We start from the raw sequence: 24,022 nt of genomic DNA on the forward strand, positions 1-24,022 counted from the left end.
CTGAGCGCCGCCCGGACGCCGCGGCAGCCCGCCGCGCCCCGCCAGCCCGCCTCGTCGCGTCCCGTCGTCACCGGGCAGCCGGGCGCCGACCGGCCCGGTGCCGGCGGTACGCCGGGCACCGTCGCGGCGCGCAGCCTCACCGCCACCGCAGCCTGACTCAGGGTAGACGCGGGCGTCCCTCACGCCGCCCCCCGGCCGCCTGGGCCGGGGGCGGCGCTCTGGCGCGTGTCGGTACTGGTCAGAGCGCTTCCGACGAGGACCGGCGGATCGGTCCCAAACGCCGGAGAGCGCTCTCTTTGGTAACAAGACATTGACGGATCCGTAACCCGAACCTTAATGTCGCATCTCAAGAGAGCGCTCTCACGGCACCGGACCACCACCCCGAACCCCCGCCTTCTCCTCGTGAAGGGGACCTCCATGACCCTCCTGCGGGACTTCTCCCCCGACCCCGTGCCCCCGACCGCGACCGGCCCGTCCCCGGCCCGCCGACGCGGCCTGCGGGCCACCGCCCTCGTCGCCGCCGCAGTGCTCGCCGCCGGCCTGCTCGGCGTCGTGGTCGCCGGTGGCGGCACCGCCACCGCCGGCGCCGTCGGCGCGGGCAGTTACACCGAGACGCGACCGGCCGGCGCCCTGCTGCCGAAGGGCTGCGGCGCGATCAGCACCAACCCGAGGACGTACGCCACCGCCGACGCGCCGGCCGGCGCGATCCCCACGAACGACTGGTGGTCCTCGCTGATCTGGAAGCGCAACAACTGCACGGGCAGCGAGGTCCTGCACGCCCACCCGCTGGCCTACAAGGCGGAGAACAACGGGCTCGGACTGTCGTACACCACCACGCCCGCGATCAGCGGCACCGCGACCGGCGTCGGTGAGTTCCACTACCCGTACACCGAGGACGTCCGCGTCGGGCTGGCCGGGCTGACCGCGCCGGTGGTGAGGGCCGCCGACTGGACCGACTGGACGGTCACGGCCGACTGGAGCGACGGCAGCCGCACCATGCGCGCCACCATCGGCCACGGCCTGCCGTTCAGCTACTACACGGTCAACGGCGGCACCGCGCAGCTCACCACCGCCGGGACACCCACCGTCTGGCGCAACTCCGGCGCCACCATCGGCTTCACCGTCCGCGACCACGACTACGTCGCGTACGCCCCGAGCGGCGCGACCTGGACCGTCAGCGGCACCGGCATCAGCTCGACGCTGGCCGGCAAGGGGTACTTCTCCGTCGCGGTGCTGCCCGGCGGCGGCGACCGGGCCGCTCTCGCCGACACCTACGGCCGGTACGCCCACGCACACGTCACCGGCACCCGGATGAGCTACGCGTACGACCCGTCCGCCGGCACGGTACGCACCACGTACGCGTTCACCACCACGCCCCGCGAGGGCAGCGAGGCGAAGACCGTGGTCTCGCTCTACCCGCACCAGTGGCGCAGCCTCACCGGCGCCACCCCGATCGGCCAGACGTACGTCTCGGCGCGCGGCGCCATGCGGGTGCTCACCGGCGTGCCGTCGTTCACCACCACCATGCGCTTCACCGGCGTGCTGCCCGAGGTGCCCGCCGTGGGCGACTCCAGCGGCGCGGACCTGTCCACCGTCACCGGCTACCTGAACGCCGAGCAGGGCAACCCGGAGGGCGTCAGCGGCACCGACACCTACTGGGCCGGCAAGGGGCTCGGCCGGGCCGCCCGGCTCGCCGAGATCGCCGACCAGCTCGGGCAGACGTCGGTCCGCGACGCGGCGCTGAACGCGATGCGGAACCGGCTGACCAACTGGCTCACCGCCGGCTCCGGCGAGAGCGGCCAGCTGTTCTACTACGACCGCAACTGGGGCACGCTGATCGGCTACCCCGCGTCGTACGGCTCCGACGAGGACCTCAACGACCACCACTTCCACTACGGCTACTTCATCGCCGCCGCCGCCACGCTCGCCAAGTTCGACCCGGGCTGGGCCGACGACAGCCGCTACGGCGGCATGGTCGACCTGCTCATCCGCGACGCCAACAACTACGACCGCTCCGACAGCCGCTTCCCCTACCTGCGGGACTTCGACATCTACGCCGGGCACGACTGGGCCTCCGGGCTGGCGCCGTTCTTCGCCGGCAACAACCAGGAGTCCTCGTCGGAGGGGATGAACTTCGCCAACGCGCTGATCCAGTGGGGCCAGGCCACCGGCGACACCGCCGTCCGCGACGCCGGGGTCTACCTGTGGACCACCCAGTCCGCGGCGATCTCCGAGTACTGGTTCGACGTGTACGACCAGAACTTCCCGGCCGCGTTCGGGCACAGGACGGTCGGCATGGTGTGGGGCGACGGCGGATCGTACTCGACCTGGTTCTCCGCCGCGCCGGAGATGATCCAGGGCATCAACATGCTGCCGATCACCGGCGGCCACCTCTACCTGGGCGACTTCCCGGAGTACGTCAAGGCCAACTACGCCGAGCTGGTCACCAACAAGGGCGGCCCGCCGACCGTGTGGCAGGACATCGTCTGGGAGTTCCTGGCCCTCGGCGACGGCGAGCAGGCACTGCGCAACTTCCGCGCGAACAGCGGATTCACCAGCGAGGAGGGCGAGAGCAAGGCGCACACGTTCCACTGGATCCGCAACCTGGCCGCGCTCGGCACCGTGGACACCACAGTCACCGCGAACCACCCGCTGGCGAAGGTGTTCGTCAAGAACGGCGCCCGCACCTACGTGGCGTCGAACATCACCGCCCGGCCGCTCACCGTCACGTTCTCCAACGGCGTCACGCTCGCCGTGCCGGCCGGGAAGACCGCTACCTCCGGTGCGTACACGTGGAGCGGCGGCAACGCCACCGGCGGCGGTACGGTGCCGACCGGTCCCCCGTCCACGGCGACGCCCACCGCGTCCCCGACCAGCGCGAGCCCGACGCCGAAGCCGACCACCGCCAGCCCCAGCCCGACCAGCGGCACCCCGCTGAAGCCGGTCCGCTACCTGCGCTCCGGCGGCGGACTGGACGGCACCGCCGGCACGAGCGGCACGGTGAGCGTGGCGGCGGCGAACGGCAACTCCGACGGCACGCCGAGAAACCCGCAGGTGTTCACCGCCACCGGGCTGACCGGCACGTACACCGGCGGGGCGACCGCCTTCGACCTGGCCGTCGACGCGGGTACCGCGGTCGGCAACGGCGTCCAGATCCGGGTCTCCTACGACCTGACCGGCAACGGCAGCGTCGAGCGGGTGGAGACCTACCGCTATTTCGCCACCGACCCGATCCCGGGCGCGGAGCGCTACCGGCAGACCCAGGGCCTGCTCTCGGCGAGCGGCACGCTCGGCAACCTGTCCGGCGGCATGGTACGCGTCGAGGTGTGGAACGCCATCGGCGGCGCACCCACGATCCTCGGCGTCGGCAACAGCTCCACGGTCACGCTGCCGTACGGCTCCTGACGTACGGCACCGGCGCCCCGGCCCTCGCGGCCGGGGCGCCGGCGTGGCGCCCAGCCCGCACAGCCGCTCGACCTCGGCCGCGACGTCGTCGGTCTCGATGTCGAGGTGGTAGCGGGGCGCGTCGTCGACCGGCTGGACGGCGGTGACCAGCCCCGGCACCACGTCGGCCAGGCCGGTGAACTCCGGTTCGGCCGGCTCGATCGACGCATCGCCCGAGCCTAGCCACGACCGCCGGCAGCGGCAGCCCGGTGAGGTCAGGCGGTCACGTGCGCGCTGTCGCCCGCCGTCGCGGCGAACGACGTGCCGCTGACCATCCGGGCCGCGTCGGAGGCGAGGAACACCACCAGCGGCGCGACGTCCTCCGGCTCCACCCACGGCACGCCCAGCGGCGTCTTCGCCCGCAGGGCGGCCACCGCCTCCCGCTCCACCTCGGCCAGGTCGCCCGACGGCGACTTCCCCGCCTCGACGAGCGCCTGCACGTAGCGGTCCCGGTGCCGGGTCAGCGCGGTGTCGACGAGGCCCGGGATCACCGCGTTCACCGTCACGCCGTGCGGCCCGAGTTCCGGCGCGGCCGACTTGACCAGCCCGATCAACCCCCACTTGGACGCCGAGTACGCGGACCCGTTCGTGGTGCCGTGCTGCCCCTGCGTGGACGACGTGACCACGATCCGGCCGCCGCCGCGCCGTACCAGCAGCGGCGCGAAGACCCGCAGCACGTTGGCGGCGCCGGTGAGGTTCACGTCGATCTGGTCGTGCCAGTGCTGGTCGGTCATCTCCAGCAGCGGCGCGAACGCCTGGATGCCGGCGTTGGCGAACAGCACGTCCACGCCGCCGTGTTCCCGTTCCACCGCCTCGGCCACCGCGCGTACCGCCCCGATGTCCCGCTGGTCGGCGACGTGCGCCGACCAGCGGGCACCGGCCGCGGTGACCCGCCGGCCGGTCTCGGCCAGGTCGTCCGGGGTGGCGGGCGGGAGGTCCAGGATCGGGCTGACCGGCCCGGCGACGTCCATCCCGGCGACGTCCGCGCCCGCCTGCGCCAGCGCCACCGCCGTGGCCCGGCCGATCCCCCGCGCCGCGCCGGTGACCACGGCGACTCGCCCCGACAACATCCCGGCCGACATCGTTCCCCCTTCGCGGGCGCCGTCCGTGACGCCCCCTTCGCACGGTATGCCCGTCGGGCCGCCCCGTGCCGGGGTTCACCAGGTCAGGCGCCGAGCCGCGCCCGCAGCCACGCCGGGTCGGGATTGACCACGGCCCCGTCCGGCAGCACCACGGTCGGGACCGTCTCGTCGCCGCCGGTCACCGCCCGGACGGCGGCGGCGGCCTCCGGGTCGCGCCAGATGTCCACCCAGTACGCGCGCCGGGCCCGCCCGCCCAGCCGCAGACGCAGACGCAGGCAGTACGTGCAGCCGGGCCGCCAGTAGATCACCGGCCGGCCGTCGTCGGCGCTGCGTCGCCGCGCCTGCGCCGAGGTCAGCGACCGGGGAAACGCCAGCGGCGAGAAGAGCGCCGCCAGCGCGGCGAACGCCAGGAACCCCACCGTCGCCGACACCGGCGTGTCCTGACCGGCGGCCACCGCCGCACCGACGACGAGCATCAGAGCGGCGAGCCGCCAGCTGCGCGTCACGCGGTCACCTCGGCCAGCAGCTCCAGCAGGTGCCGGTACGGCTGCCCGGTGGCCCGCGCCAGCCCGATCTCACAGGTGCGGTTCACCGAGGCGTACCCGTCGAAGGGTCGGTCGGCCACGGCGGCGGCCTCGGCCCGGGTGGCCGACGCGGTCAGCTCCGGATGCAGCAGTCCCCGGTCACCGGCGAAGCCGCAGCACTGCCAGCCCTCCGGGACCACCACCTCGTCGGCGACCGCGCGAGCCACGGTCAACAGCGCGTCGTCCAGGCCGAGCCGGACCGACGAGCAGGTCGGGTGCAGCGCGAGCGAGCCGATCCGGCGGCGCACCGTCAGCCGGGGCAGCAGCTCACCGGCGGTGTACGCGACCGCGTCGACCACCCGCAGGTCCCCGGCGCCGTCGAGCAGCCGCTCGAAGCCCTCGGTGCAGGACGCGGCGTCGCTGACCACCGGCAACGTGCCGTCGCGGCTCGCCGCGCGCAGCACCGGCGGGACACGGTCGCGCACCGCCCGGTAGCCCTCGACCAGGCCCTTCGACGACCACGGGGTGCCGCAGCACAGGTCGCCGACTCCGTCCGGCACGAGCAGGCGTACGCCGGCCCGCTCGGCGAGCGTGAGCAGCGCGGCGGCGACGCCGGTGCCGCCCTGCGCCGGGGCGAACAGCGTGCCCAGGCAGGACGGGACGAACACGGCGTCCGGGTCGTCGGCCGGGCGCGGGCGGCGCGCGGTGCCGCCCCGGGGCAGGTCCCGCTGCCACAGTGGCACCCGGTCGGCGCCGAGGACCGCGCGTGCCGCCCGGGTGGCGGCCTCGGGCAGCGCGGAGGGCAGCGCCCCGGCCAGGTCGAGTCCGCGCGCCATGCTCCGGGTGGTGGCGCCCCAGCGCCGGGCCGCGCCACGCCACGCGGTCCCCGCAGCCCGGCCGTGTTCCTCCGCCCGCAGCCGTTTCACCAGGTCACCGGTGTTGATCAGCACCGGGCAGGCGGTGGCGCACATGCCGTCGACGGCGCAGGTCTGCACCGCGTCGTAGTCGTACGCGCCGGTCAGCTCCCGGACCAGCGCGGCGTCACCGGCGGCCCGCGCGGCGGCGATCTCCCGGCGCAGCACGATGCGCTGCCGGGGCGTGGTGGTGAGGTCGCGGCTGGGGCAGACCGGCTCGCAGTAGCCGCACTCGACGCATCGGTCCACCTCCTCCTCCACCGTCGGCACGGTCTTGAGGTGCCGCATGTGGATCTCCGGGTCGTCGCTGAGCAGCACACCCGGATTGAGCACGCCGTGCGGGTCGCAGAGCGTCTTCAGCTCGCGCATCACCTCGTACAGCTCGTCGCCGAACTGGCGGCGCACGTACGGGGCCATCACCCGGCCGGTGCCGTGCTCGGCCTTCAGCGTGCCGCCGTGGCCGAGCACCAGGTCGACCATCTCCTCGGTGAAGTCGGCGTACCGCGCCGGGGCGTGCCCGCCGTCGAAGCGCTCGTTGAGCATGAAGTGCAGGTTGCCGTCCTTGGCGTGGCCGAAGATGACGCTGTCGGCGTACCGGTGGCGCTCGAACAGCTCGGCCAGCGACGCGCAGGTGCCGGCCAGGGCCTCGACCGGGACGGCGATGTCCTCCAGCAGCGCCGTGGTGCCGGACGGGCGGGCGCCGGCCACCGCCGCGTACAGGCCCTTGCGGATGTGCCACAGCGCGGCGCGGGCGGCCGGTTCGCCGCTAAGCCGGGCCGGGGCACTGAGCGGCAGGCCGGCGAGCACCGGCCCGGCGTCCGCGACCCGGTCTGCGAGCGCCGCCGGGTCGGACTCCTGCCACTCGGCGAGCAGCGCGGCGTGCCCGCGCACGGCCAGGCCACGCAGCGCGGCGTCCGCCTTCGGGTCGCGCTGGGCGACACCCAGGGCGGCGGCGTCGAGCAGCTCGATCGCCGCCGGCCCGGCGGCCACCAGCGCCGGCATGGCGGCCATCGCCGCGCCCAGGGTTTCGAAGACCAGCAGGCCGGTCGCGGCGTGCCGGTGCACGGGTACGGTGCGGAACGTCGCCGAGGCGACGAACGCGAGCGTGCCCTCGCTGCCCACCACGAGCCGGGTGAGCAGGTCCGCCGGGTCGTCGTGGTCGAGGAACGCGTTCACGCCGTACCCCATGGTGTTCTTCATGGCGTACTGGGCGCGGATGCGGCGCACCGAGTCGGGATTGCCGCGTACCCGGTCGCGCAGGCGCAGCAGCCCGGCGTGCAGGTCCGGTTCGGCGGCGCGCAGCCGGGCGTCGGCGTCGGGAGCGCCGGTGTCCAGCACGGTGCCGCTTGGCAGGGCGAGGACCAGCGAGTCCAGCGTCCGGTACGTGTTGAACTCGGTGCCGCAGGTCATGCCACTGGAGTTGTTGGCGACCACGCCGCCGACCGTGCAGGCGGACTCGCTGGCCGGGTCGGGGCCGAGCTTGCGGCCGTACGGCGCGAGGCGCGCGTTCACCTGCCGCAGCACCACTCCCGGCTGCACCCGGACCCGCCGCCCGTCGTCGAGCACCGTCAGGTCGCGGAAGTGCCGCCGCACGTCGACGAGCAGCCGGTCGGTGACGGCCTGGCCGCTGAGGCTGGTGCCGCCGGAGCGGAACGTGAGCGGGGTGCCGGTGCGGGCGCCGTACGCCAGCAGCGCGGCGACCTGGCCGGCGTCGTGCGGCGTGACCACCGCGCCGGGGTGCAGCAGGTAGTGCGAGGCGTCGTGGGCCATCCGCAGCCGGTCCGCGGCCCGGGTCGCCACGCCGCCGGGCACGACCGCTTCCAGTCCGGCCCGCGCGGACGCACTCAGCTCCGTCATGATCACCGCACCTCCCCGGCTCACAGTAGTCGCGGTTCAGTCCGCGATGATCCGGTCCAGCATCCGCCGCTGGAACGCGCGGGCAGCAGGGCCGGACGGCGGCGGGCCGCCCCGGCGGGCCTCGACCGCGGCGTGGATCAGCACGGCGTCCGGGTCGTCGGCGGCCACCCGCAGCCCGGCGTCGACCTTGCTCAGCCAGACGCCGTCGCGGTGGCGCACCAACGCCCGGCAGGCGCCGAGCACCGCGTCCTCCGTGCCGGGGGCCGGTTCGTCGCCGGGCGGTGTGGGCAGCGCCAGCCACCAGCGCAGCGCGTCGGCAAGCAGCGCCCGCAGCGCCTGCGGCGGCGGGTCGGCGAACACGTCGGCGGCGGGCGGGCCGAGCAGCGCCAGGCCGGACTGGCGCAGGATGCCGCGGTCCAGCGCGTACCAGAACCGCCCGTCGGCGGCGGGCCGGTCCGCCGGGTCGTACGTGGCCCGCAAAGGCATCGTCGCGCCGGTGTTCAGCTCGACCTCGAAGCCCGGCTCGGAGGTGCCGGAGGCGGCCACGTCACGGCGGTAGACCACCAGTTCCAGGCCGCGCGCCGGGCAGGGCAGCGACTCGTGCCGCAGCCGGTCCACGAGCAGGCGCTTGTCCGGATCCGGCATCGGCCCGGCGGCCACCAGCGCCACGTCCACGTCGCTGCGTCCCGGCTGGTACGCGCCCAGCCCGACCGACCCGGCCGCGTACGCGCCGACCAGGTCCTCACCGAGCACGTCCCGGGAGCGGCGGACCACTTCGGCCAGGTAGTCGCGGATGTCGTCGCGCATTCCGGCATCCTGCCCCGGCCCGGGCGCGGTCAGTCCGCCGGGTCGGGACAGCACACGCTCAGCGCACCCGGCACCACCTTGACCTTGAGCCGTTTCGCCTTGCCCCGGGCGCCGCCGTCCAGCTCGTACGTCTTCGGCGCGTCGAACCGCACGGTGATCTTGCGACCCCGGGTGATCCGGACGAACGGCGACTCCTCGGAGCGCCCGGCGGCCATCCGGCCCAGCGTGCGCGCCCAGTCCACAGCGCCGCTGGCGGTGGCCACGCCGACCTCCAGCGCCCCGTCGTCGGGGCGGGCGTCGTCGAAGGCCGGGATGCCGCCGGTGATGGTGCCGACGTTGCCGAACAGCACGCAGCTCGCCTCGTCGTCGAACCAGTCCGCGCCGTCGACCCGGACGCGGGTGCGTACGCACTCGCCGCGCACGTGCCGCAGCCCGGTCCAGACGTACGCGATCCGGCCGAACCGGCCCTTGAGCTGCCGGTCGGCGTCGCGGATCAGGTCGCCGTCGAAGCCGGCGCCGGCCATCACCGCGAAGTGCTCGCCGTTGATCCGGCCGAGGTCCAGCTCGCGGCGGCGGCCGTGCAGCGCGATGCGGACCGCCTCGGGCAGGTCGACCGGGATGCCGAGGTTGACAGCGAACAGGTTGGCGGTGCCGGCGGGCAGGATGCCCATCGGCACGCCGCTGCCGGCGAGCGCGTCGGCGCACCGCTGCACCATGCCGTCGCCGCCCCACACGAGCACCAGATCGGCGCCCGCGTCCAGCGCCGCGCGGACCCGCTTGGGCGCCTTGCGGCTCTTCGGCACCTCGTACCAGAGCAGTTTCCCGACGCCGGCGCCGACGAGGCGGGAGCGCAGTTCGTCGAGGCCGCCGCCGAACGTCTTCTTCCGGTGGGCGACGACAGCGACCACACCGGCCGGGGGCGCGGCGGGGGCGGGGGCGGTGTCCGGGCGTTCGGCCGTGCGCGTGTTCATGGCCCCGCTGGTACCCGGACCGCCGGTTTCCCACGCCTGCGCCCGGCGCGACGCGCCCGGCGCCCCGGCGGCGGCGTTCCTGTGCCCGGGCCCTCACGTTCGGTACAGTGCGGGACGTCGATCCGTGCCGCCGGGCGCGGCTCCGAAGGGTGCGGAATGTCGGGACGGACCGGTCGGGTGGCGCGCTACACGCTGCGCCTCGGTCTGCTGCTCTGCGGCGTGGCCATCGCCTGGGGCGCCCAGGGGGTCGCCTCCGGTCCGGAGGCGCTCGCCGCCGACCGGCAGCCGTCCGGCCCGCTCACCGCCACCGCCCTCACCCACATGCCCGAGGTGGTGACCGATGCGACTGATCCGGCCGGTCCGGTCGCCTCCCCGGCACCGGCTCCCGCGCGGGCGCACGCCACGACCGGTCCCGTCGTGCCGCTACGGCACGAGCGGGTCACCCACGGCGGCGGCGGGGTGCACAGCGAGGCCGCCGACGCGGACGCGAACCGCTGGCGGCTGCCGACACCGACCCACCGGTACGCGCGGCCGGGGGCCGAACCACTACCGCCGTCGCGCACGTCGCGCCCCGACACCAGGCCCGCCTGAGCGGGCTGTCCACCGGCACCGTCTCCGGCCCGGAGCGGTGCGCGTCCCCGCCCGACTGCCGCCCGTCGCGGCCGCGCCGTCGACTGTCGTCCGGCGCCCGCAACCGACCCCACCCGACCACCCCTGGAAACAGGAGTCCGTCCATGAGCACAGCCCTGCCCGTCGTCCGCGCCCGCTGGTGCGACATCGGCCGGATCGCCGATCTCGTCGCCGAGGCCCTCGCGCCCACCGCCCTGGCCGCCTGGCTCGTCCCCGACACGTCGCGCCGCCTGCCGGTCCTCGCCGCCGTGGCGCGGATCTGGACCGAACACGCGTTGCTGTTCGGCGACGCGTTCCTGCTGCCCGACGGCAGCGCCGCCAGCGTGTGGTTCCACCGCTACCGGCCGATCCCCGCCCCCCACCGGTACGCCGACCGGCTCGCCGGCGCCGCCGGGCCGGACGAGGACCGGTTCCGCCGCCTCGGTGACGGGCTGGCGGCACGCCGGCCGGCGGAGGCGCACAACCACCTGGCACTGCTGGCCGCGCCCCGGGGCGGCGCGACGCAGGCGTTGACCGCGGCGCAGCGCCGGATGGACACGTTGAGCCTGCCCACGTACGCGCACCCGTGCGCCGGGCAGCAGGAGGAGCTGCTGCGGCGGCTCGGGTACGCCGAACGGGAGACCTTCGCCGCCCCGGACGGCACACGGGTGTGGTCGTTGTGGCGGCCGGCGCCGTTCCACGCGGGCGGCAACGACAGGTGGCGGACCCGCCGGGCCGACCGCCGGGAACGCGAGGACCGGATCCCCGGCCGGCCGGCGCGCTGACGGCCGTTCCCTCCACCGGGGCGGCGGCACTCCGCACCGGCCCGGCCCCGCGCCACACCGGCAGCCGTCGTCGGCCGGTGCGGTCGGCGCGGCTCGGTTAGCCTGCGAGCCGGGCACGACTCAGCCGAGCAGTCGGAGGTATCGCGTGCGGAACAGCGGATCCACGCCGGAACCGGGCGGCACTGCCCCGGCGCGTCCCCGGCGCAGGCGGCGGCGTCTGCTCGCCGTCCTCGCGGTCACCACGCTGCTGGCCGGCTGCGGTCTGGTCGCCGGCGGCTACTACTTCGACAGCGTGCCGACGCCGAGCGATCTGACGCTGCCCGAGTCCACCACCGTCTACTACGCCGACGGGCGCACGCCGATGGCGAAGCTGGGCGCACAGAACCGCACCATCGTGCCGTACGACCAGATGAACGACTCGGCGAAGCAGGCGATCGTGGCGGCCGAGGACCGCACCTTCTGGACGAACCAGGGCATCGACGTCAAGGGCGTGCTGCGCGCGGCCTGGGCCAACGTCAGCGGCGGGCAGCGGCAGGGCGCGTCCACCCTCACCCAGCAGTACGCCCGCATCGCCGCCGACCTGCGCGGGGTCACCTACTCGCGGAAGCTGCGCGAGGCGGTGATCGCGTGGAAGCTCGACGACGCGTACTCCAAGGAGGAGATCCTCGGTTTCTACCTGAACACCGTGCCGTTCGGCCGGGGCGCGTACGGCATCGAGGCGGCCGCGCAGACGTACTTCGGCAAGACGGTGCGCCGGGACGCGCCCGCCGCCCGGCAGCTCACGCCCGCCGAGGCGATGGTGCTCTGCGCGATGGTGAAGCAGCCGGAGGCGGACCCGGCCGACCCGGAGGGCTCGCCCGGCTACGACCCGCGCCGCAACGCGCTGGCCCGGCAGAACTCGATCGACAGGTGGAACTACATCCGCGACGGCATGGTCAAGCTCGGCTACCTGACGCCGCAGCAGGCGGCGGATCTCGCGTACCCGGACATGGTCCGGCCGATCGACAAGGACGCGGGCCGGTCCGACCTGGACCGGCCGACCGGTTTGGTGGTCAACCACGTGCTGGCCGAGCTGCGTGAGACCGAGCCGTTCCGCGGCAAGCCCGACGAGGTGATCCGCGACGGCGGTTACCGGATCGTCACCACCATCGACAAGCGCGTGCAGGACGCGGCCGAGGCGGCGGCGGACATCCGGCGGGACACCGCGCCCCGGGCGGTGCGCGGCCAGCCGCGCAACTGGCAGGCGGCGCTGGTGGCGGTGGAGCCGGGGACCGGCCGGGTGCTCGGCTACTACGGCGGCGACAAGGGCTCGGGCGCGGACTACGCCGGCTGGTACTCCGACGAGAACGGCGAGGCCCGCGGCTTCGGCCAGCACCCGCCGGGGTCGTCGTTCAAGGTGTACGACCTGGCCGCCGCCGTCCGGGACGGGATCTCGGTGAAGCAGCGGTTCGACTCGCCGGACACCAAGGAGTTCCCCGCCTCGGGGCGCACCAAGGGCAGCGCGGCCGGGCCGATCCGCAACGCCGAGCACGCCGCCTGCCAGCCGGACTGCGCGCTCTGGGAGGCCACAGTCGCCTCGCTGAACGTCACCTACTTCGAGCTGACCGAGAAGCTGGGCACCGCGAAGGTGATCGAGACGGCGCGGCAGGCCGGCGTGGAGTCGATGTGGGAGACGGTCCGGGGCAATCCCCGGCCGCAGCGCGTCGACCTGCGCAGCGACCCCGCCGACGAGGTCGCGAAGCGGTTCTCCACCGAGGTCGGCATCGGGCAGTACGGCATCACGGTGCAGGACCACGCGAACGGGATGGCCACGTTCGCCGCAGGCGGCAAGCGTGCCGACGCGCACTTCGTCCGGTCGGTGAGCAAGGACGACGAGGACGTGTGGACCGAGCAGCTCCGTACGACGGATCTGGGCCTGGACCGCGAGGCGATCGACCAGCTCGACTGGACGCTGCGCCGCGTGCGGGCCGCCGAGCTGGGCAACGGCTGGGACTCCGCCGGCAAGACCGGCACCTGGCAGGCCGGGCAGAGCACCACGCAGAACGTGCACACCTGGATGGTGGGCTGGACCGGCGCTCTCGCCTCGGCCGTCTGGCTGGGCACCACCGACGGCAAGCCGCTGCGGACCACTGACGGCAGCTACGAGGTGTACGGCTCGACCGGCGCCGCGCCGATCTGGCGGCAGTTCATGACCCGGGCGACGGCGGCGATGAAGCTCGACCCGGAGAAGTACCGCTTCGGTGAGCCGAAGTTCCCCGGGGAGACCCCGGAGCCGACCCGCTCGGCGCCGCCGCCGACTACCGCCGCGCCGACGCGGTCGGATTCGCCGAGCCCGAGCCCGAGCCCCTCCTCGTCGAGCCCCAGCCCGGACCCGACCGGCCGGCCGACCTCGCGGCCGACGCTGACGCCGTCACTGCCACCGCCGCCCACCGTGTCGCCGACGCGGACCCGCGGCCCGCGCTGACCCGGCCGGGCGGCGACTCGGCCGCCGCCCGGCGGTACGCGCGGCGGCCTCGCGTCTATGCGCGCCATTCGCACACAGCGGCAACGTCCGCAATTTGCACCGGCACCCATCCACCGTCGGCAATGTTCGCCCTGATCAGGGGCTATTGAAGATCATGGTTGCCTGAATCGACGCGTGCGGCGACACGCCCGACTGCCAGTGGTTGCCCAGGTCACTTATTGCTCCGGGCTCGCGCGGCGTGTGATTGTGCACCAGCGAGCCGCCGACCCCCGGCGACTCGCGACGGTCGATCTGTCGACCCGGAGCCACGCCGGCAGCTCCGGTGACCGGCCGTCACCCTGCCTCGCACCACCGCGCCGCCCGTCCCCACCGGGCTCCGTGCGGCGCGCCTGTAGAACAGGAGCAAACCCCCGTGAAACTCTCACCTCGCCTCGCCGCGCTCACCGGCGCGGCCGCGGCCGGCATCCTCGCCGCCGGCACCGCCGCGGCCGTGCAGGCCGCGCCACCCGGGCCCGCCGCCCCGAACCCGGCCCAGGCCCGCGCGGCCGCCGCCGACTCGGCCCGCGCGCTGGTCGCGGACCGTCCCGCATACCTGCAGGCCGGCACCGACGACGCGTTCGTCCAGAAGCCGGTCATCTCCTCCGAGGGCACCCAGTACGTTCCCTACGAGCGCACCTACAAGGGGCTGCCGGTGGTCGGCGGCGACTTCGTGCTCGCCACGGACTCCGCCGGCAACCTGAAGTACGCCTCGGTCGCCCAGCAGCGCCCGATCGGCGCCCTCGCCACCACGCCCGCGCTCACCCAGGCCGCCGCCACGAAGACGGCGCGCGCACAGCTCAAGACCGTGAGCGCGGTCGAGGGCACCACACTCGTGGTCTACACGCTCGGCGCCACACCGGCGCTGGCCTGGGAGACCACGGTACGCGGCACCAGCGCGGACGGCCCCAGCCGGCTCACCGTCGACGTCGACGCCCGCACCGGCGCGGTCCTGCGCAAGCAGGAACACGTCGTACGCGGCACCGGCACCGGCGCCTGGAACGGGCCCAGCCCGCTCACGCTCAACACCACCCAGTCGGGCTCCACGTACACCATGAAGGACCCGACCGTCACGAACCTGAGCTGCCAGGACGCGGCGAACAACACCACGTTCAGCGGCTCCGACGACGTGTGGGGCAACGGCACCGGCACCAACAAGGAGACCGGCTGCGTGGACGCGTTGTTCTCCGCGCAGACCGAGCACAAGATGCTCGCCCAGTGGCTGGGCCGCAACGGCGCCAACGGCAACGGCGGTTACTGGCCGATCCGGGTGGGCCTCAACGACCAGAACGCCTACTACGACGGCAGCCAGGTGCAGATCGGCAAGAACACCGCCGGCCAGTGGATCGGCTCGCTGGACGTGGTGGCGCACGAGATCGGCCACGGCATCGACGACAACACCCCGGGCGGCATCTCCGGCGGCGGCACGCAGGAGTTCGTGGCGGACACGTTCGGCGCGGCCACCGAGTGGTTCGCCAACGAGCCGTCCAGCTACGACGCGCCGGACTTCCTGGTCGGCGAGAAGATCAACCTGGTCGGCTCCGGCCCGATCCGCAACATGTACAACCCGTCGGCGCTCGGCGACCCGAACTGCTACTCCAGCAGCATCCCGTCGACCGAGGTGCACGCCGCGGCCGGGCCGGGCAACCACTGGTTCTACCTGCTGGCGAACGGCAGCAGCCCGACGAACGGGCAGCCGTCCAGCTCGACCTGCAACGGCAGCAGCGTGACCGGCCTGGGCATCCAGAAGGCCATCAAGATCATGTACAACGGCATGCTCCTGAAGACCTCGTCCTCGTCGTACCTGAAGTACCGCACCTGGACGCTGCAGGCGGCGAAGAACCTCTACCCGGGCAGCTGCACGGAGTTCAACACGGTCAAGGCGGCCTGGGACGCGGTGAGCGTGCCCGCCCAGTCCGGTGACCCGACCTGCTCCGGCGGCAGCCCGACGCCCACCCCGAGCACCACGACCACCCCGCCGTCGGGCGGCTGCTCCGGCAACAAGCTCGCCAACCCGGGCTTCGAGTCGGGCAACGTGAGCTGGAGCGCCTCGTCCGGCGTCATCACCACCGACAGCGGCCAGGCCGCGCACGGCGGCTCGTACAAGGCGTGGCTGGACGGGTACGGCTCGTCGCACACCGACACGCTCAGTCAGTCGGTGACGATCCCGGCCGGATGCCGCGCGACGTTGAGCTTCTGGCTGCACATCGACAGCGCGGAGTCGACCACCAGCACCGCGTACGACAAGCTCACCGTCAAGGCGGGCAGCACCACGCTGGCCACCTACTCCAACCTGAACAAGGCCACCGGCTACGTGCAGCGGTCCTTCGACATCTCGTCGCTGGCCGGCACCACGGCGACCATCTCGTTCAGCGGCGTGGAGGACAGCTCGTTGCAGACGTCCTTCGTCGTCGACGACACCGCGGTCACCCTGAGCTGACCGTGGCGTAGCGCGGCCGGTCGTCGTCCTCCCGACGGCCGGCCGCCTCGTCATGCCCGGCCGGGCCCCTCACGGCGCCTGGCCGGACGGCATCGCGGCTTGCCGGACGGCATCGCGTCGAGCCGGGCGCTTCGTCGCGTCGTCCGGGTGGGCACCCGGTTCGTCAGGCCGGGCGGGCGCCCTGGGACGCGGTGCCGCGGTCGCGGTGGATCCGCGCGGCAGCCTCGTGCATCGCGCGGCCGAACAGCTCGGCCTGGTCGCCCATGCTGCCGAGCCGGGCGGCGAGCGCATCGGCGTCGGCCCGCGCAGATGCGCTGACCTGGGCGTCCAGCTCGGACAGCGCGGCATTGGCGGCGGCGACGAGGTGCCCGCCGAGGACGTCCAGCGGCTCGCCGGCCAGCTCCGGGTCGATCGTCACGGAATCCAGCCGGCCACCCTGGACGGCGACGGCGCGGACCCGGCCGCCGGCGGCCGTGCCCTCGGCGCGCAGCAGGTCGGCCGCCTCGCCGTCGGCGTGCGCCGAGGCCCGGGAGCGCATCGCGGTGAGCGCCTGCTGCGTACGGGTCAGCAGCTCGTCGATGCTCGCCGCCGCCGAGAACGGGTCGTTGGTCATATCAGCGCTTTCTTCACGTCTTAGCCGAGGACCGTGACCCTAGCAACCGCCCCCGACGAATCGCGCCTACCGGCCCTCGCGGGCCGCGTCCCGGTGCCGCGAGCAGGCCGGACACCGGCAACGCGGCGTGTCGCACGGGCGCGGACGCCCGGCCGGGGTGAAGCGGCCGGGCGTCCGCGAGACCGGTCAGCGCAGACGCAGCCGCTGACCGGGGAAGATCAGCCCCGGGTCGTCGCCCACCACCGCGCGGTTGCGCTCGTGCAGGGCACGCCAGCCGCCGTCCACGCGCTGCGCCACGGCGATCTCCGACAGCGTGTCCCCCGGCCGGACCAGGTACGTCCCGGTGCCGGTCCTGGGCTGTGGCGCGACGAGGGTGGTGGCCCGCTCCGGCGCGGCCCTCTTCGTGGCCGGTCGCCGCGGCGCGGCCTTCTTCGCGCCTGACCGCTTCTCGGCCGCAGCCGGCCCGGAACTCTTCTTCGCCGAGCCGCCCTTCTTGCCGCAGACCGGCCAGGCGCCGATGCCCTGCCCGCGCAGCACCTTCTCCGCGACGGCGATCTGCTCGGACCGGCTGGCCAGGTCGGCGCGGGCGGCGTACTTCTGGCCGCCGTAGCCGTTCCAGGTGGCACGGGAGAACTGGAGCCCGCCGTAGTAGCCGTTGCCGGTGTTGATCTTCCAGTTCCCGCCCGACTCGCAGCGTGCGACGGCGTCCCAGTTGACGCCCGCGCTGGCCGGAGCGGCCGAGCCGAACAGGGTCGCGGCGCCGAGGGCGGCGCCGGCCATCACCGCTCCGAGAGCGGTACGGCGGCTTCGGGCTGAGTATTCGGTTGCCATGTGGATTCCTCCACGCCGACGAGGTGAGCTGTCGGGTTCGGGCCGAGGAGCCCGGCCGCCGGTGGCGGCTTCACCCCGAGGTGACGATGCACCGTGGAACGTGTGGTTCCCCCGCTCCCGCACGAGGTTCGGTGACCGCGGCCGGCGGCGGGATTTGGCGTTTCCGGCCCGCGGTGTCCGCTACTGCGAACGAAACCGACGCTAGGAGCGCTTTGCGCCGATCATCCACTTCTTGTGATGCCCTTCACCCGGCCGGGCGACCGGGCGCTACCGTGGCAGGACTGGGCAAGATCACGGGAGGCGGGACGGATGACCGATCACGGACACGAGCTGACCTTCGGCGGCTTCCTCACCCCCGCCGCCGCGCAGCCGGACCAGGTGGTGGCGCTGGCCCGGCTCTGCGAGCAGGTCGGACTGGACCTGGTCACCTTCCAGGACCACCCGTACCAGCCGGGTTTCCTGGACACCTGGACGCTGATGTCCTACGTGGCCGCCGCCACCGAACGCGTCCGCCTGGCCGGAAACGTCCTCAACCTGCCGTTGCGCCAGCCGGTGGTGCTGGCGCGCAGCGTCGCCAGCCTGGACCTGCTCACCGGCGGCCGGGTCGAGCTGGGGCTCGGCGCGGGCGCCTTCTGGGACGCGATCGAGGCAACGGGCGGGCGGCGCCTGTCCCCCGGCGCGGCCGTCGACGCCCTCGACGAGGCGATCCGGGTGATCCGCGAGGTCTGGGACACCGACCACCGCGGCATGATCCGTGTCGACGGCGAGCACTACCGGGTGGTCGGCGCCAAGCGCGGCCCGGCGCCCGCCCACCCGGTGGGCATCTGGGTCGGCGCGTACAAGCCGCGCATGCTGCGCCTGGTGGGCCGCGCCGCGGACGGCTGGCTGCCGTCGCTGTCGTACCTGCCGAAGGGTCCCGACGAGTTGCCCGCCCTGAACGCGCTGGTGGACGAGGGCGCCCGGGCCGCCGGACGCGACCCGGCCGCGATCCGCCGCATGCTCAACGTGACAGGCACGTTCGCCCGCTCGTCGGCCGGTTTCCTGGCCGGGCCGCCGGAACAGTGGGTCGAGGAGCTGGCCGGGCTCACGCTGGAGCACGGCATCACCACGTTCATCCTCGGCAGCGACGAGCCGCGCGCGATCCAGATCTTCGGCCAGGAGGTCGCGCCCGCCGTGCGCGAGCTGGTCGCCGCCGAGCGCACCCCGCCCGAGCCCCGCGCGGCCACCGGGCAACAGGCCGCCGCCGGCGCGCCCAGCACGCTCGGGGTCACGCCCACCCCGGACCCGGGGGTACGCCTGAGCGCGCGCCGCCCCTGGGACGAGTCCACTCGCCCGAGCGCCCCGCCGCCGCCGGCCGGGCACGTCTACCCGCCCCGGGGACAGGCCGCCGGGCAGCACCTGGTGGACGTGCACGACCACCTGCGCCAGGAGCTGGCCCAGGTGCGCGACCTGCTGGAACAGGTCAAGCGGGGCACTGTCTCGCCGGGCCGGGCGCGGGCCGCGCTGAACGAGATGACCATGCGGCAGAACAACTGGACGCTCGGGGCCTACTGCGCGGCGTACTGCACCATGGTCACCCAGCACCACGGGCTTGAGGACGCCTCGATCTTCCCGCACCTGCGCCGCTCCGAGACCGGGCTGGCCGCCGTGCTGGACCGCCTCGAGGAGGAACACGTGGTGATCCACGGCGTGGTGGAGAGCGTCGACCGCGCGCTCGTGGAGCTGGTCCGCCGGCCCGGCGACTTCACCGGACTCCAGGAGGCGGTGGACCTGCTCACCGACACGCTGCTGTCGCACCTGTCGTACGAGGAGCACCAGATCGTCGAGCCGCTGGCCCGGCACGGGTTCTTCCCCTGCCAGTTGTGAGGCGGGGCCCCTTCTTCTTGTCGCGCCGGCGACGAGAAGGGGCCCCGCCTCACCGCTACAGGCCGCGGGCCAGGCGGTCGGCCAGGATCCGGGTGAACCGGGCCGGGTCGGCCAGCTCGCCGCCCTCGGCCAGCAGCGCCATGCCGTACAGCAGCTCGGCGGTCTCGGTCAGCGCGGCCGGGTCGCCGCCCTCCCCGTGCGCCTTGCGCAGCCCGGTGACCAGCGGGTGGGCCGGGTTCAGCTCCAGGATCCGCTTGACCTGGGGCACCTCCTGGCCCATGGCCCGGTACATCTTCTCCAGCGTCGGCGTCATGTCGTGCGCGTCGCCCACGACGCAGGCCGGTGAGGTGGTCAGCCGGGTGGACAGGCGCACCTCCTTGACGCTGTCGGCGAGCGCGCCGCCGAGGAAGGTGAGCAGGTCGGCGTACTCCTGCCGTTCCGCCTCGGCCTTCTCCTTCTCCTCGTCGGTCTCCAGGTCCACCTGGCCCTTGGCGACCGAGCGCAGCGTCTTCCCGTCGTACGCGCCGACCCGCTCGACCCACACCTCGTCCACCGGGTCGGTGAGGATCAGCACCTCGTAGCCCTTGGCGCGGAACGCCTCCAGGTGCGGCGAGTTCTCGATGGTGGTCCGGTTCTCGCCGGTGGCGTAGTAGATCTCGGTCTGGCCGTCGCGCATCCGCTCCACGTACGCGCGCAGCGTGGTCGGCTCGGCCGGGTCGTGGGTGCTGGCGGCGCGCACCAGCTCCAGCAGCGTCTCGGTGTTGTCCGGGTCCTCCAGCAGACCCTCCTTGACCACCGGCCCGAACTCGGTCCAGAACGTGCGGTACGACTCGGCGGACATGTCCTTGAGCGTGGCGAGGACCTTCTTGACCAGCCGGCGGCGCACCGCGCGGATCTGCCGGTCCTGCTGGAGGATCTCCCGCGAGATGTTCAGCGACAGGTCGTGCGCGTCCACCACGCCCTTGACGAAGCGCAGGTAGTTGGGCATCAGCGCGTCGCAGTCGTCCATGATGAACACGCGCTTGACGTAGAGCTGCACGCCGCGGCGGCCCTGCGGGGAGAACAGGTCGAGCGGGGCGTGCGAGGGCAGGAACAGCAGCGCCTCGTACTCGAAGGTGCCCTCGCCGCGCATGTGGATGGTCTCCAGCGGGTCGGCCCAGTCGTGCGCGACGTGCCGGTAGAACTCCTTGTACTCGGCCTCGTCGACCTCGTCCCGCGAGCGCGCCCAGAGCGCCTTCATCGAGTTGAGCGTCTGCTCCTCGCGAGTGGTCGCGCCGTCCTCGCCCGGCTTGTCGACAGTCATCCGGATCGGCCAGGAGATGAAGTCGGAGTACCGCTTGACGATCTCGCGGATCGTCCACTCGGCCGTGTAGTCGTGCAGGTTGTCCTCGGTGTCGACGGGCTTGAGGTGCAGCGTGACCGAGGTGCCCTGGGGCGCCTCCTCGACCTCCTCGATCGAGTAGGTGCCCTCGCCGGTGGACTCCCAGCGGGTGCCGCCGGCCTGCCCGGCGCGGCGGGTCAGCAGCGTCACCCTGTCGGCCACCATGAACGTGGCGTAGAAGCCGACACCGAACTGGCCGATCAGCTCCTGGGAGGCGGCGGCGTCGGAGGACTCGCGCAGCTTGCGCAGCAGTTCGGCGGTGCCGGACTTGGCGATGGTGCCGATCAGGCGGACCACCTCGTCGCGGGTCATGCCGATGCCGTTGTCCCGCACGGTGAGCGTACGGGCGTCCTTGTCGACCTCGATCTCGACGTGCAGGTCGGCGGTGTCGGCCGACAGCTCCTTGTCGACAAGCGACTCCAGCCGCAGCTTGTCCAGCGCGTCGGACGCGTTCGAGATCAGTTCGCGCAGGAAGACGTCCTTGTTCGAGTAGATCGAGTGCACCATCAGCTGCAACAGCTGACGGGCCTCGGCCTGGAACTCCAACGTCTCGACCCGGTCGCTCACACCGACTCCCCTCCACTCTGGCGGCCTACGGCGGAAAGGATACGAGGGGTGACCGGGACGGCACGCACCGGCCACCGGAAATAACTGGTACAACCAGTTGACGGGTTGATGTGTCCGAGGCCACACTGCTGCGCATGGCCTTCGATCCCGCGCCTCGTGTCTCGGTCTCCGACCACGTCTTCGGCCGGATTCGTGACGCGATCGTGTCCGGCGGCTACGCGCCGGGCGAGACGCTGCCCGGTGAGCGGGAACTGGCCGGTGCGTTCGCCGTCAACCGGCACGCGGTCCGGGAGGCGCTGCGCCGCCTGCAACAGCTCGGCCTGGTCCGGGTCAGCCAGGGCGGCGCGACGAGGGTGCTCGACTGGCGGGTGCACGCCGGGCTGGACCTGGCGCTGTCCCTCGCGCGCTCCGGTGACGTACTCCCGGTCGAGACGCTGGTGCGTGACATGCTGGAGATGCGGGCCTGCGTCGGGATCGACGCGGCCCGGCTCTGCGCCGAGCGCGCGGACGCGGCTGTGGTCGCCGCCGTGGTGCGGGCCGCCGAGGAGTACGGCGACCTCGCCCCCGACCTGGACCTGATGAACGAGGCGAACATCGCCGTCTGGCGGCTGATCGTGCGCGGCAGCGGCAACACCGCCTACCAGCTCGCGTTCAACAGCCTGGTGGCCGGCACCTTCGCGGTCGGCGACGTCCCCCCGGACGCCCGCGCGGCCGAACTGCTCGACGTCGCCGGGCACCGCCGTCTCGCCGCGGCCGTCGCCTCCGGTCAGGGCACGGCGGCGGCCCGCCACGCCCGGGCGCTGCTGACCGCGCCGGTCACCACCCCCACCACCCCCACCCCCGGAAGGGAAGCGCGCGCATGATCCCCGCCGTGCTGTACGCCGTGCCGGCGTTCCTGCTCCTGATCGTGATCGAGGCGGTCTCCTACCGCTTCCTGCCCGACGACGACGAACGCGGCTACGAGCTGCGCGACACCACCACCAGCCTGTCCATGGGGCTGGGCAGCCAGATCATCGGCTTCCCGTGGAAGCTGCTCACCGTCGGCCTGTTCGCGGCGCTGTGGACCGTGGCGCCGGTGCAGCTGTCCCCGGGCGACTGGTGGACCTGGGTGATCCTGTTCTTCGCCGACGACCTGGCCTACTACTGGTTCCACCGCTCCCACCACGAGGTACGCGTGCTCTGGGCCAGCCACGTCGTGCACCACTCCAGCGTCTACTACAACCTGTCGACGGCGTTGCGGCAGAGCTGGACGCCGATGACCTCGCTGCCGTTCTGGCTGCCGCTGGCGCTGCTCGGCATCCCACCGTGGATGATCTTCCTGCAGCAGTCGATCAGCCTGCTCTACCAGTTCTTCCTGCACACCGAGAGGGTCAACGTGCTACCCCGGCCGATTGAGTGGATCTTCAACACGCCGTCGCACCACCGGGTGCACCACGGCTCGAACACCGAGTACCTGGACCGCAACTACGGCGGCATCCTGATCGTCTGGGACCGGCTGTTCGGCAGCTTCGAGCCCGAGCGCGCCACCGTGCGCTACGGGCTGACCCGGAACATCGGCACCTACAACCCGCTGCGGGTGGCAACACACGAGTTCGCCGCCATCTGGTCCGACGTACGCCGGGCCGACTGCTGGCGGCACCGCCTCGGCTACCTGTTCGGCCGTCCCGGCTGGCAGCCCGCCCGATGAGGCGCTCCTGGCTGCTGCCCCTGTTCGGGCTGGTCGCCGCCGTCGAGCTGACCGGCGTCGCGCTCGACTCGACACCGCTCCAGTGGCTGGCCAAGCCGCTGCTGGCGCCGGTGCTGCTGGCGTACCTCCTGGCGCACCGGCGCCGCATCGACGCGGTGGCGGTGGGCCTGGTCGCCGCCACCGCGGGCGACGTCGCCCTGCTCCTGCGGGGCGACACCGCGTTCCTGGCCGGCATGGGCTTCTTCCTGGTCACCCAGATCGCGTTCATCACCGCCTTCGTGCGGTACCGGCGGGCCCGGGCCGTGGCGTGGGCCGGCTACCTGCTCGCCTGGGCGGGCGCGAACGCGCTGCTCTGGGGCATGCTCGGGCCACTGCGGCTGCCGGTGCTCGGTTACAGCCTCGCGCTGTGCCTGATGGCCGCCGCCGCGACCGGGGTGTCCGCCCGGGTCGCCGTGGGCGGGGCGCTCTTCCTCGTCTCCGACCTGCTCATCGGCGTGGGCGCGGCCGGGATCGAGCTGCCCGGGCGGGGCCTGCTGGTGATGATCACCTACTGTGCCGCGCTGCTGCTGATTGCCACCGGCTGGGTGGCCGCGACGCGCCCGGCGACCGGCCCGCAGCCGCCGCCGACCGGTACCCTGCTCGCGTGGCCAGGGAGAACGGGCGCAAGCTGATCGCCTCGAACAAGAAGGCACGGCACGACTACGACATCCTCAAGACGTACGAGGCGGGCATCGTACTGGCCGGCACGGAGGTGAAGTCGCTGCGCGAGGGGCGGGTGTCGCTGGTCGACGCGTTCGCCCAGGAGCGCGACGGCGAGATCATGCTGTACGGCCTGCACATCGCCGAGTACGGCTTCGGCACCTGGACCAACCACGCGCCCCGGCGCACCCGCAAACTGTTGCTGCACCGGGTGGAGATCGCCCGGATCCTGGAGAAGCTGCGCGACGGCGGCATCACACTGGTGCCGCTGTCGATGTACTTCGCGGACGGCTGGGCCAAGGTGGAGCTGGGCCTCGCGCGGGGCCGCCGGTCGTACGACAAGCGCCAGGCGCTTGCCGAACGGGACGCCAAGCGGGAGATCGCCCGGGAGATGGGCCGCCGGCTCAAGGGCCGGACGGCGGCGCGGCGGGGCTGAGCGCGCCGC

The 24,022-nt window shown here is 73.6% G+C and carries 18 protein-coding genes, 1 pseudogene and 1 riboswitch; of the genes and pseudogenes, 10 read left to right on the plus strand and 9 right to left on the minus strand.

Features of this window, described 5'->3' with window-relative positions; translation table 11 throughout:
• The first annotated feature begins 417 nt into the window (after positions 1-417).
• Complete coding sequence (locus AB0D28_RS22675; protein ID WP_357388675.1) at positions 418-3,405, plus strand: glycosyl hydrolase; 2,988 nt, start codon at positions 418-420, stop codon at positions 3,403-3,405.
• 24 nt (positions 3,406-3,429) lie between these two features.
• On the opposite strand, the pseudogene AB0D28_RS22680 reads toward AB0D28_RS22675, so the two are convergent.
• The 6 genes and pseudogenes from AB0D28_RS22680 to AB0D28_RS22705 form a co-directional block, all read right to left on the minus strand.
• Positions 3,430-3,567 (minus strand): annotated as a pseudogene (locus AB0D28_RS22680) (VOC family protein); the annotation flags it as partial.
• 92 nt (positions 3,568-3,659) lie between these two features.
• On the minus strand, positions 3,660-4,514 hold the full coding sequence (locus AB0D28_RS22685) for an SDR family NAD(P)-dependent oxidoreductase (RefSeq protein WP_357388677.1): 855 nt from the start codon (positions 4,512-4,514) through the stop codon (positions 3,660-3,662).
• Between the two features lie 95 nt (positions 4,515-4,609).
• Complete coding sequence (locus AB0D28_RS22690; protein ID WP_357388679.1) at positions 4,610-5,032, minus strand: glutaredoxin domain-containing protein; 423 nt, start codon at positions 5,030-5,032, stop codon at positions 4,610-4,612.
• Complete coding sequence (locus AB0D28_RS22695; protein ID WP_357388681.1) at positions 5,029-7,821, minus strand: FAD-binding and (Fe-S)-binding domain-containing protein; 2,793 nt, start codon at positions 7,819-7,821, stop codon at positions 5,029-5,031. Before AB0D28_RS22695 ends, AB0D28_RS22690 begins: the two co-directional genes overlap by 4 nt.
• Before the next feature lie 36 nt (positions 7,822-7,857).
• Positions 7,858-8,628, minus strand: coding sequence for a nucleotidyltransferase domain-containing protein (locus tag AB0D28_RS22700; protein ID WP_357388683.1), 771 nt, complete (start codon positions 8,626-8,628; stop codon positions 7,858-7,860).
• Between the two features lie 29 nt (positions 8,629-8,657).
• Positions 8,658-9,599, minus strand: a complete 942-nt coding sequence (locus AB0D28_RS22705; RefSeq protein ID WP_357388685.1) for a diacylglycerol kinase family protein — start codon at positions 9,597-9,599, stop codon at positions 8,658-8,660.
• Positions 9,600-9,755: 156 nt separating this feature from the next.
• On the opposite strand from AB0D28_RS22705, the gene AB0D28_RS22710 reads away from it, so the two are divergent.
• The 4 genes from AB0D28_RS22710 (at position 9,756) to AB0D28_RS22725 (ending at position 15,933) form a co-directional block, all read left to right on the plus strand.
• Entirely contained in the window at positions 9,756-10,190 is a 435-nt protein-coding gene (locus tag AB0D28_RS22710; RefSeq protein WP_357388687.1) for a hypothetical protein, read from the plus strand.
• 143 nt (positions 10,191-10,333) lie between these two features.
• Complete coding sequence (locus AB0D28_RS22715) at positions 10,334-10,993, plus strand: hypothetical protein (RefSeq protein WP_357388689.1); 660 nt, start codon at positions 10,334-10,336, stop codon at positions 10,991-10,993.
• Between the two features lie 145 nt (positions 10,994-11,138).
• A complete protein-coding gene (locus AB0D28_RS22720) occupies positions 11,139-13,457 on the plus strand; it encodes a transglycosylase domain-containing protein (RefSeq protein WP_357388691.1) in 2,319 nt (772 codons plus the stop codon).
• 412 nt (positions 13,458-13,869) lie between these two features.
• The gene (locus AB0D28_RS22725; protein ID WP_357388693.1) at positions 13,870-15,933 is read left to right on the plus strand and encodes a M4 family metallopeptidase; all 2,064 of its coding nucleotides are present in this window, start codon (positions 13,870-13,872) and stop codon (positions 15,931-15,933) included.
• 163 nt (positions 15,934-16,096) lie between these two features.
• On the opposite strand, the gene AB0D28_RS22730 is transcribed toward AB0D28_RS22725, so the two are convergent.
• Entirely contained in the window at positions 16,097-16,546 is a 450-nt protein-coding gene (locus AB0D28_RS22730) for a YbaB/EbfC family nucleoid-associated protein (protein ID WP_357388695.1), read from the minus strand.
• A gap of 186 nt (positions 16,547-16,732) precedes the next feature.
• Positions 16,733-17,377 carry a transglycosylase family protein gene (locus AB0D28_RS22735; RefSeq protein ID WP_357388697.1) on the minus strand — a complete coding sequence of 215 codons (645 nt, stop codon included), beginning with the start codon at positions 17,375-17,377 and terminating at the stop codon, positions 16,733-16,735.
• Positions 17,376-17,521: riboswitch (cyclic di-AMP (ydaO/yuaA leader) on the minus strand. (Overlaps the previous gene by 2 nt.)
• A gap of 165 nt (positions 17,522-17,686) precedes the next feature.
• Between AB0D28_RS22735 and AB0D28_RS22740 the strand changes: the two genes are divergently transcribed.
• Positions 17,687-19,243 (plus strand): LLM class flavin-dependent oxidoreductase, encoded by a 1,557-nt coding sequence (locus tag AB0D28_RS22740; RefSeq protein ID WP_357388699.1) that lies wholly within the window; start codon positions 17,687-17,689, stop codon positions 19,241-19,243.
• 55 nt (positions 19,244-19,298) lie between these two features.
• Here the strand turns inward: AB0D28_RS22740 and htpG are convergent, their stop codons facing one another.
• Positions 19,299-21,191, minus strand: a complete 1,893-nt coding sequence (gene htpG / locus AB0D28_RS22745) for a molecular chaperone HtpG (RefSeq protein ID WP_357388701.1) — start codon at positions 21,189-21,191, stop codon at positions 19,299-19,301.
• Between the two features lie 134 nt (positions 21,192-21,325).
• Here htpG and AB0D28_RS22750 point away from each other — a divergent pair, with 134 nt between their 5' ends.
• Genes AB0D28_RS22750 through smpB form a run of 4 tightly spaced genes read left to right on the plus strand, consistent with a single transcriptional unit; the run spans position 21,326 to position 24,013 of the window.
• Positions 21,326-22,054: a GntR family transcriptional regulator gene (locus tag AB0D28_RS22750; RefSeq protein WP_357388703.1), complete on the plus strand. Its 729-nt coding sequence runs from the start codon at positions 21,326-21,328 to the stop codon at positions 22,052-22,054.
• A complete protein-coding gene (locus AB0D28_RS22755; RefSeq protein ID WP_357388705.1) occupies positions 22,051-22,878 on the plus strand; it encodes a sterol desaturase family protein in 828 nt (275 codons plus the stop codon). Before AB0D28_RS22750 ends, AB0D28_RS22755 begins: the two co-directional genes overlap by 4 nt.
• A complete protein-coding gene (locus AB0D28_RS22760; protein WP_357388707.1) occupies positions 22,875-23,549 on the plus strand; it encodes a lysoplasmalogenase in 675 nt (224 codons plus the stop codon). The genes AB0D28_RS22755 and AB0D28_RS22760 overlap by 4 nt, the downstream gene beginning before the upstream one ends.
• Positions 23,522-24,013 carry an SsrA-binding protein SmpB gene (gene smpB / locus AB0D28_RS22765; protein ID WP_013286513.1) on the plus strand — a complete coding sequence of 164 codons (492 nt, stop codon included), beginning with the start codon at positions 23,522-23,524 and terminating at the stop codon, positions 24,011-24,013. The genes AB0D28_RS22760 and smpB overlap by 28 nt, the downstream gene beginning before the upstream one ends.
• Positions 24,014-24,022 lie beyond the last annotated feature (9 nt).

The organism is Micromonospora sp. NPDC048169, assembly GCF_040652815.1.
Lineage (GTDB): Bacteria > Actinomycetota > Actinomycetes > Mycobacteriales > Micromonosporaceae > Micromonospora.